Source organism: Enterococcus ureasiticus, from assembly GCF_001730285.1.
In the GTDB taxonomy this organism is placed as follows: domain Bacteria; phylum Bacillota; class Bacilli; order Lactobacillales; family Enterococcaceae; genus Enterococcus_L; species Enterococcus_L ureasiticus.
The window spans coordinates 389,925-396,622 of the sequence record NZ_MIJZ01000014.1; the positions used below are offsets into that span (position 1 = coordinate 389,925).

Below are 6,698 nucleotides of genomic sequence, written 5' to 3' on the forward strand. Positions count from 1 at the left end.
CTCCTAAGATTTACGATAATATTTTGGTAATACGAATTTTTCCTCTTGCTCAAATAACTTACCAACTTGGAAAAGGAGATCTTCTCTCCCTTTTGACGCCATAAATTGAATCCCTAGCGGTAAACCAGATTCTGTTACATGTGTTGGTAAACTAATCGCTGGTTGTCCCGTTAAATTTGCAAGTTGAGTAAACGGTGTGATCGCCAAGCTCTTTTCAAACATGTTATACACTAAATCTTGTAGCTGTAAAACAGATAAAGATTCTGCTTGTGCTAAGTCTTTGCGAATTTGGTCACTTTGCAATTCAGCTTCAATTTTAGGGGCGCTATCTGCTGTGGTTGGCGTTAATAACAAATCATAGCTTTCAAATAATTGTTCCATCTTATACGCTGCTTGATCCCACAGTTGAAGCGATCGTGTATACTGACTCGCTGGTAATCGTAAGCCATATTGGTAAATTCCCCAAGTCATTAATTCCATATCTGACTTAATAAGCGTTCTCTTAAATCCTTGTTGAATCTCTTCGAACATGGCGGCCGTTTCTGCACCGTTCATCAGATAATAGCTCTCGATCAACTGACGTCGATTTACAGGATAAGGAATTTCTGTTACTTCATGTCCTTGTTGCTCTAAAAATGTTGTTGCATCCCGAATCGCTTTTACCGCTTCAGCTGAAACCGTTGTCCCGACTGGTGATTCTGTTAGAAAAGCAATTTTCAATATTTTTTTCTTTGCTGCGGATCGGTGAGCCCACTCTACTTTTGGTGCTTGATACGGCGCTGCTTGTTCCGTTCCACGTAAATGATAAAACAGTGTCTCCGTGTCTCGCATAGAAATAGTTAAAGCAAAATTGATCGAAGCTCCTTGCCAACCACGCCAGCCATTAGGTCCCACTGGCATACTGCCACGTGTTGGCTTTAGACCAATCAAACCGCTAAAAGAAGCCGGAATCCGAATCGAACCACCACCATCACTTGCACCAGCAATTGGAAACAAACCGCTAGCAACGGCTGCTGCCGCACCACCACTAGAACCACCAGGTGAATAATCCAGATTCCACGGATTTCTAGCAGGTCCATAAATAGTCGGATCTGAAATATTTTTAAAACCAAACTCAGGGGCGTTGGTTTTTCCTAAAGGTATGAAACCTAATCTTTCTAAGCCTTTCACAAAGTTATCCGTAGAAGTGGCACGGTTTTCTTTAAATAAACGAGAACCTGATGTTGACTTCATTCCTGCTTTGTCTTGTCCTAGCATTTTTAAAGGAATAGGCAAGCCAAAGAAAGGACCATTTTCTGCTCCTTTAGCTTCGTATTCTTTTTTTGCTGCTTCAGCGTCCCAATCGACAAATGCATTCAATTCAGGATTCAGTTTTTTTACTTGTTGCGTTTGAGCATCTATCCATTCTGTAACACTTAATTTTTTCTCTCGAAATTGTGTTGCATAGTACAAGCCATCTCTCATAATCATCCCCCTTATATCCCGATAATAGTATTATACAGGTTTACATAGAAATGTTAGTTGATTTTGCTTAGAGCTATTTTCCACGATAAATTAAACGTCTTTTAGTAAATCATTTTTACTATTACAGATTAAAAGAGTTCCTTTTTCATAATTAAATCGATTTGTTCATCCTCGCCCATGTAAAAAGAGTGATTTCCTATCTGAGTAAAGCCCATCTTTTGATAAAATTTCATTGCAGAGAAATTATACTCCCAGACACCTAGCCATATAGAAGTCTTGTTTAGCTCTTTTGCTCGTTCTATCGCTTTACTATACAACATCTTTCCAAGCCCTAGTCTCTTAAAATTCAAATCAATATAAATACGTTCTATTTCTAAAGCATCTTCACCAATAGATTCAGTTTGTGCATCATCGATATTTATTTTTAAGTATCCAGCAAGTTCTTCATTGGAATAGATAAAATAGAATTCTGACTGTTTGTTTCGAAGCTCACTTGTTAGTTTTTCATCCGTATACGCTTGGTCAAGATAATTTTTTAAATCCTCCGGTGTATTCTCTTGCGCAAAGGTATCTGTAAAGGTTTTGATACTTAACGCTTTCAATGCGGCTAGGTCATCTATACTGATTTTTTTGATTTCTATCATCTTTTTTCCTTCTTTCTCATCTATTTTAGAACGGAATTAATCAAGCCAAATAAGGAATAAACAAACGGCTAATCCAAGAGCAACAATAGTAAAATTAAGCAGCTGCTGCTTGGTTCCGCCGATTAAATCTGGCTGCTCATTCTTATAGCTTGGATTGACTGATTTAATGTTGTAATCTAGTGTACTGCTGAAAAAAACATCTGACGGAATCATGAAAACAAGCACCTATATAATGATTCATAATTTTACACTCCTTGTACTATTAAATTTAGGCGAAGCCTTTTGACAAGTCTAACGAACAAAATTTTAAATTTATTTGAACATATGGTCGATTCCCAATATCTTTTGTAATTCGTCACACGCCATAAAACCATATCTTATGTATATCAGTTCTGCTAATTGTCTTATCTGCTTTTTTGTATAAGGACGAACATTCCAAGCTATAATGGTTTGATCTTTAAAATAAAATTGAATTTCTTGGGAAATATAAGTCCCTTTCGCTCCATGGATTGTCGGCTCTTGAATTGTTGATCCTAACTCTTTCGGTAAACCGAACTTCATTAATTTTTTCATATCCAATTTATCAACCTTTCTATCAAAGGTATTTGAATTTTTTCTTGCATAATAGCGACTTATGATAAGGTCATCATTTTTCACTATATAGTATGTATTAAGATAACGCCATGGCATTAATATGCATAATATAAGATAAATGGGATTTTGTGGTCTGATTTTTTTCATTATTTTTCCTTTTCACTGAACCAAAATTGCGTAATTTTCTGTTTTTAGCGCTATTCAATTGGACTATTTTGAGCTGATAATTCATCGATCTTTTGTTTGTGTAATAGAATTAAGTCTTTCAGCTCTTTAACCGTTATACTATTTTTATCCGTATTAGAATCAACTTTCGTACCGTTCTCATCTATACCTATTTGCCCTGCTACTATCGTCCCATCTTTAGATACTAAAATTCGATCTGAATCATCATGATCCATTTCTACCAGACTGATAATTTCATCTGAATTTGGTCCGTTAAATGTTTTATATATCGTTTCAGCGTCAGCATTTTTAAGGTCAATTGAAAAGGCTTCTGTATTTTTCGCACTTATTTTTTTCTTGAATTGTTCAATCGATTCTTTGTCTAGTTTTTGGTTTTTGAGTGTTGTTTCTTCGATATGTTGAGACTGTGCTTTTGTTTTGTTATAGACCGTAAATGTTACAAAACTGATTAGTAAAAGTAATGAAAAACTGACTAAATAGACCTTCTTTTTCATGTTGCTCTCATCCCTTCTTTGTAAAACCTAAAATACTTATTAGACTCTCTGTTGCAATCCTTACTTTAATTCTACAGGTTTGAGATCTCTTTGTGTACTCTTAAATTGAAAAAAGTGAGACAATAATCAGTTTTTCTCGATTATTGTCTCACTTTTTTTCGTCTTAATTTTTATCATTTTAACTGTCTGTTTCACTCTGCTTATGCATCAATTGCTTAATCTTATTAGTTCCACTCCCGCTTTATCCCATAAATCATTCATCATATCATAATACTCATCATCCATCACAACATCCACAAGCATTTTCGTTTGATTGCCCACAGGCTCAAATAGGTAGTGCTCAAGCATCTCTGCAAATTCAGGAACTTCTACATACTTACCATCTGTAATTTCTCCTAAGAATGCGAATTTGATTTCTTTTTCTGGTTCAAAAACGACCACTTTAGAAACCAAGCCATTCCCTTTCTCATCAACAAATGAAATCGTTTCGTTCAATTTCATCTCACCAGAATAGGTTGATCCTGCTTGAAAAGCAGCCGCCCACCGTTCATATTTGCTACGATCTACGACAAGCTGCCAAGCTTTTGCGGGAGCACAATTAAGTAGGAATTCTTTTTTGATATGTTTCATTGTAAATCCTCCTTTTGCATCTTTTTGTTGAGATTTTTTAATAATTTAGTCTGTATATAGTATACCATGTAAGCGGACTCAACACAGTGTTGTACGTACTACTATCTTCTCTGTTTCATTTTTTTTACTTCGATTTAGTTTAAAACCAGAAAGCTATCGTTTTATATCTGACAGTACTTAACCAAAGAGAATCGTTCTTTAGTAAATGTATATCTTAAGGTAATATTTGACCACACCAGTCATTTATATTTTAAGGAATTATGCTGTTTGATCTTTTTGAGCGCATTTCTATAGATATGGTAAAAAAATTTGTTGTATGCTATAATTACAGGTGATAAGAGAGATATGCGCTAACATACCTCTCCTATGCAGAGCCGTTTAAGACGGTAGCAAGTATTTTATATCATTATGAAATGATCGTTTAACTGGCTAAAGTTAATGAACGGTCATTTCTTTTTGTCGTTTTTAAGCAATTCTACAACTAAACGAATTAAAGCGATGGTAAACATACCAAAGCTTAGGATCAGTTTAATTGTATCCAATGCTGACAAAAGGCTTTCTCCTTCCATAGATTTCAGTACTTATCTCCATAAGCACCACCACCTTTCAGAAGTCGCCACCGTCATAACTTCTCTGCAATGAAAAGTATATCATACTAATTAAACTTTTTAAACGAACGATTTCACTTTTATATAGCTGTCATTTGAGGCTAAAAATAGCCTTTTGAAAAAAATTTTTTGTTATTTTTTCTTATATATAAGAGAGCGATTTTTAGTGTTATTTAATGCTCTTAGTAAGAAAAAACATGTTGCGTGTTCGTATTCTTTTCGGATATACTTAAGAGGTAGAATAGAACGAGGGAAACTTATCTCTCTTCGGTCGCCAAGTATTGCGCATCGTCAGCTCTTCATTTAATTGCTGTGATGTGCAATAAAAAACAGCTCATATTGGTATGAACTGTTCAAATCTGAATATAAAAATAAATTGGCACTTCAAAGCCTGGCAGCAACCAAGCATTTGAAGCCTTGTAAAGACAGAGCAAACTGCCCAAACAAGTTGCCAATAGTGCTAGCAACATGTACTAGCTTCTTCATTGTACCTAAAGTTTGCCTATTTTTCTATAGGTTTCTTGGATTCTCTTTGGGTTATGCTGAAAAAGTGGTAGATGATTCTTTGGGACTATTGTGAACGATATTGGGTGAGGTTACCTGGTATCGTTTTTTTCTATTCTACAAATTTAATGAAAGGAGGTTTCGTTCAAACGCAAAACAACCAATTAAATAGAAAAAGGCACTTCATCATCTGACAGCAATCACATGATGAAGCCTTGCATAGACAGAGCAAACTATCTATACAAGTTGCCAATTGCTAGCACATAAGCACTAGCTCTTTTTATTGTACCTAATTTTACTGGAATTTTCTAGTCTGTCTGGAAACTTTTAGTTTGGGTTTTGTATTTTATGGAGAGATTGAGCTTTATCTAGAGGATTGATGACGGTATTGGGTTGCGCTAATAGCGTTTTTTGTTTTGCTTTGAGAAGAAAGTGATGGGAACATCAGCAAGGCTTGGAAAAATTAAACATAAGTCGTTTTTATCACTGGTTCGTTTAAATAGTTGCCTAAGTTAATGTGCAGATAGATGTTTTAAGCGTATGAAGCCGTTGGATGCTATTGTTCAGCGCTTCGAATTAATGGTTTTATGAATACTTTTAAAATGGGAGGAAATGGGTTATGAAAAAAGAAGGTCAGAGTTTAAAGGTGATTCCTTATCAGGATATTACGGATTTGCAGCATACGTTGGATCGTTTGCAGTCTTGGGAGGAGCCGCTTGCTGTGTTGGATCATTTTTTTCAGTTTCGGAAAGGGCCGATTAATAAGAAAAAGGTCGTGAAGGAGTATTATGCTTGTGGGCATTTGTTTCATGCTTTTTTTGAGGAGTTTTTGAGGTTGATGGAGATTGAGGAGGAGAAGGTTAGGAAGTTGGATGGGGAGAGGAAGATTAAGGTTAATTTATGATGGAAAATGTGATTCTATTTTTTGAGATTAAGAGATACTTAATAAAATTTAAATTGATAGAATGGTAATTATTCAAAATAATTGACGCTTGGGAACAGCGTAAGTTGGGAGAGCTAGCTGATATTGTACGCGGAGCTTCACCAAGACCTATCCAAGATCCAAAATGGTTTGACAATACTTCTGAAGTAGGATGGTTAAGAATTTCCGATGTAACTGCGCAAAATGGTCGAATTAGATATTTAGAACAAAGAATTTCTGAAGTTGGACAAGAAAAAACTAGAGTATTAAAAGAACCTCATCTTCTTTTAAGCATAGCTGCAACAGTTGGAAAACCAGTCATAAATTATGTTAAAACTGGGGTACATGATGGATTTCTAATTTTTTTAAATATAAAATTTGAACAAGAATTTCTATTTCAATGGTTAGAAATGTTTAGACCATCATGGAAAAAGTATGGACAACCAGGAAGTCAGGTCAACCTAAATTCAGAATTAGTACGAAATCAAGATATTTTAATGCCATCAATGAAGGAACAATTAAAAATTTCCAGCTTTTTCAGATATCTAGACAATACTATCGCTCTTCATCAACGTAAGTTAGATACTCTAAAACAGATGAAAAAAGGATTTTTACAGCAGATATTTCCTAAAAATGGTGATAAAGTGCCTGT

Annotated in this window: 9 protein-coding genes; 2 read left to right on the forward strand and 7 right to left on the reverse strand. The window is 35.1% G+C overall.

From position 1 onward, the window contains the following. Positions 1-3: 3 nt before the first annotated feature. The 7 genes from BCR21_RS16875 to BCR21_RS12645 all read right to left on the reverse strand — a co-directional run bounded on the left by BCR21_RS16875 (position 4) and on the right by BCR21_RS12645 (position 4,581). Positions 4-1,464: an amidase gene (locus BCR21_RS16875; RefSeq protein ID WP_069646804.1), complete on the reverse strand. Its 1,461-nt coding sequence runs from the start codon at positions 1,462-1,464 to the stop codon at positions 4-6. Positions 1,465-1,592: 128 nt separating this feature from the next. Beyond that, a complete protein-coding gene (locus BCR21_RS12625) occupies positions 1,593-2,108 on the reverse strand; it encodes a GNAT family N-acetyltransferase (RefSeq protein ID WP_069646805.1) in 516 nt (171 codons plus the stop codon). Between the two features lie 36 nt (positions 2,109-2,144). Beyond that, a complete protein-coding gene (locus BCR21_RS17045) occupies positions 2,145-2,321 on the reverse strand; it encodes a hypothetical protein (RefSeq protein WP_167351790.1) in 177 nt (58 codons plus the stop codon). Between the two features lie 99 nt (positions 2,322-2,420). Beyond that, positions 2,421-2,849, reverse strand: a complete 429-nt coding sequence (locus BCR21_RS12630) for a hypothetical protein (RefSeq protein WP_069646806.1) — start codon at positions 2,847-2,849, stop codon at positions 2,421-2,423. Between the two features lie 50 nt (positions 2,850-2,899). After that, on the reverse strand, positions 2,900-3,382 hold the full coding sequence (locus BCR21_RS12635; protein ID WP_069646807.1) for a hypothetical protein: 483 nt from the start codon (positions 3,380-3,382) through the stop codon (positions 2,900-2,902). A 207-nt stretch (positions 3,383-3,589) separates the two neighbouring features. Beyond that, positions 3,590-4,012 carry an SRPBCC family protein gene (locus BCR21_RS12640; RefSeq protein WP_069646808.1) on the reverse strand — a complete coding sequence of 141 codons (423 nt, stop codon included), beginning with the start codon at positions 4,010-4,012 and terminating at the stop codon, positions 3,590-3,592. A 446-nt stretch (positions 4,013-4,458) separates the two neighbouring features. Beyond that, positions 4,459-4,581 (reverse strand): putative holin-like toxin, encoded by a 123-nt coding sequence (locus BCR21_RS12645; protein ID WP_069646809.1) that lies wholly within the window; start codon positions 4,579-4,581, stop codon positions 4,459-4,461. A gap of 1,162 nt (positions 4,582-5,743) precedes the next feature. Here BCR21_RS12645 and BCR21_RS12650 point away from each other — a divergent pair. Beyond that, complete coding sequence (locus BCR21_RS12650) at positions 5,744-6,028, forward strand: hypothetical protein (RefSeq protein WP_069646810.1); 285 nt, start codon at positions 5,744-5,746, stop codon at positions 6,026-6,028. Positions 6,029-6,132: 104 nt separating this feature from the next. After that, a partial coding sequence (locus BCR21_RS12655) for a restriction endonuclease subunit S (protein ID WP_420809829.1) occupies positions 6,133-6,698 on the forward strand: 566 nt, incomplete at its 3' end.